The sequence below is a fragment of the Methylobacterium sp. genome, assembly GCF_019750675.1.
Lineage (GTDB): Bacteria > Pseudomonadota > Alphaproteobacteria > Rhizobiales > Beijerinckiaceae > Methylobacterium.
Genome location: NZ_JAIEOF010000050.1, coordinates 1 through 1,820 on the forward strand (window position 1 = coordinate 1; position 1,820 = coordinate 1,820).

Annotated in this window: 2 protein-coding genes; both read right to left on the reverse strand. The window is 72.4% G+C overall.

Annotated elements, in window-relative coordinates:
• A partial coding sequence (locus K2X24_RS02395; RefSeq protein ID WP_292494280.1) for an alpha/beta fold hydrolase occupies positions 1–755 on the reverse strand: 755 nt, incomplete at its 3' end.
• 190 nt (positions 756–945) lie between these two features.
• Complete coding sequence (dapD, locus tag K2X24_RS02400) at positions 946–1,800, reverse strand: 2,3,4,5-tetrahydropyridine-2,6-dicarboxylate N-succinyltransferase (protein ID WP_292494282.1); 855 nt, start codon at positions 1,798–1,800, stop codon at positions 946–948.
• Positions 1,801–1,820 lie beyond the last annotated feature (20 nt).

The window sequence follows — 1,820 nt, forward strand, 5'->3', positions numbered from 1 at the left end:
GAGCGGCGCGGGGCCCGCTCCGGCCGCAGCACCAGGACCGGCGGCAGGCCGGGGGCCTCGAACAGGTCGAGGAAGTCCCGGCGGTTCTCGAAGGGGTCGAGGCCCCCGGTGACGAAGGCCGCCGTGCCGAAGCGCCCGCCGTTCTGGCGCGTGATGGCGTGCTTGTCGGCGATGACGCCCGGGGTGACGTGGTCGGGATCGGCATAGACATGGGCGCGCATCATCCGGCCGATGACGGGCCGGCTGATGTTGATGCGGTAGAGGGCGTCGCCGAGAAGCGGCAGCTCGACGGCCCTGCGCAGCCCGGCGAACAGGCCCTTGCGCTCCGGCCCCAGGGCGGTGGGCAGCGGGCCCCGCCAGGTCGGGGCGACGAGGACGAGGCGCGCGAAGGCCTGGGGATGGCGCCGCGCCGCGGCCACGAGGTAGCCGGCCGCGTGGCCCGCCCCCACCGCGAGGGCGTAGGGGCCGGGGGCCGCCGCCAGCAGGGCGTCGAGGAAGGCGTGCATCGTCTCCGGGTTCATGGGTACCCGGGCCCGGACATGGTCGCCGAAGCCCGGCCAGTCCGGCACGAGGCAGCGGTAGCTGTGCCCGAGATCCTTGGCCAGGGGCCGCATCTCGACCCGGGCCGAGATCGAGGACAGGGCCGGCAGCAGCAGGGCGTCGGGGCCGTTGCCCACGACGTCGTAGGGGGTCGGCACGCGGCGCCCCGCGAAGGTCAGCGCGAAGCTGCGGGCGGAATGGGCCGGGTCGATCATCGTACGCCTCTTCCTCGCATCCGGGACGATTTCACCGGCACCAGATGGGGCATGGCCGGGTCTGCCGGCACGCGACCGAGAGCCGCCCCGAAAGGGGCGCCGCTCGGTATCGGATCAAGATTCCCGGCGCCGCCCCGGAGAGGGGGCGCCGCTCGGCATCGGGTCAAGCCTTCCGGCGCCCCCCTTGGGATCAGGTGCGCAGGAGCTCGTTGATGGCGGTCTTGGAGCGGGTGCCGGCATCGACGCGCTTGACGATCACGGCGCAGTACAGGCCCGGGCCGGGGCTGCCGTCCGGCAGGTCCTTGCCCGGCGTGGTGCCGGAGACCACCACCGAATAGGGCGGGACGCGGCCGTACATCACCTCGCCGGTGGTCCGGTCGATGATCTTGGTCGAGGCGCCGATGTAGACGCCCATGGAGAGCACGCTGCCCTCGCCGACGATCACGCCCTCGGCCACCTCGGCGCGGGCGCCGATGAAGCAGTTGTCCTCGATGATCACGGGGTTCGCCTGGAGCGGCTCGAGCACGCCCGCGATGCCGGCCCCACCCGAGATGTGGCAGTTCTTCCCCACCTGGGCGCAGGAGCCGATGGTGACCCAGGTGTCGACCATGGTGCCCTCGCCCACATGGGCGCCGAGGTTGATGAACGACGGCATCAGCACCGCGCCGGGGGCGATGTAGGAGCCGCGGCGCACGACGCAGCCAGGCACCGCCCGGAAGCCGGCCTCGCGGAAATGCTTCTTCTTCCAGCCCTCGAACTTCGAGGGCACCTTGTCCCACCAGGTCGCGCCGTCGGGGCCGCCATGGATGATCTCCATGTCGTTGAGGCGGAAGGACAGCAGCACCGCCTTCTTGAGCCACTGGTTGACCTGCCAGTCGTCGCCGACCTTCTCGGCGACCCGGGCCTTGCCGGAATCGAGCAGGTTCAGGGCCTCGTCGACGGCCTCGCGCACCGCGCCCTTGGTGCCGGTGTCGATGCCGGCGCGCTCCTCCCAGGCGGTCTCGATGGTGGCGGCGAGGTCGGCGGGGGACGCGTGGTGCGGCATGGGGCAGGTTCCGGCAACGG

Excerpts from the sequence above, each read along its gene's own strand:
- dapD (WP_292494282.1), bottom strand. The coding sequence starts at position 1,800 with ATGCCGCACCACGCGTCCCCCGCCGACCTCGCCGCCACCATCGAGACC.